Raw genomic sequence first — 337 nt, forward strand, 5'->3', positions numbered from 1 at the left:
CTTTGTCTGCAAAGGCGAGACAGATCCCTTGAGTTGTTTTGACTGGGGGATTAGCTCAGCTGGGAGAGCACCTGCTTTGCAAGCAGGGGGTCGTCGGTTCGATCCCGTCATCCTCCACCAATCCTCAATGCACAGCGTTCTGCTGAAGTCCAGCAGAGCATTTCGCATTGGCGATTGAGCCAGTCAGAGCGATGTGAGTAAAACCATATCGGCTGTCGTTCTTTAACAATCAGGAAGAAGTAGTAAAGAGATTCATCTGAAAGCGTCTAGAGATGGGCGTGAGTAGGTGAATCAGGGTTGTGATTGTATCAATGTATTTTTAAGTGATCGAAAGATT

Annotated in this window: 1 tRNA gene; it reads left to right on the plus strand. The window is 47.5% G+C overall.

The features are described 5' to 3' along the window. Positions 1 to 44: 44 nt before the first annotated feature. Positions 45 to 120 (plus strand) — tRNA-Ala (locus U4Y88_RS37680). The last annotated feature ends 217 nt before the right edge of the window (positions 121 to 337 follow it).

The sequence above is a fragment of the Paraburkholderia sp. J94 genome (assembly GCF_905220285.1).
In the GTDB taxonomy this organism is placed as follows: domain Bacteria; phylum Pseudomonadota; class Gammaproteobacteria; order Burkholderiales; family Burkholderiaceae; genus Paraburkholderia; species Paraburkholderia tropica_A.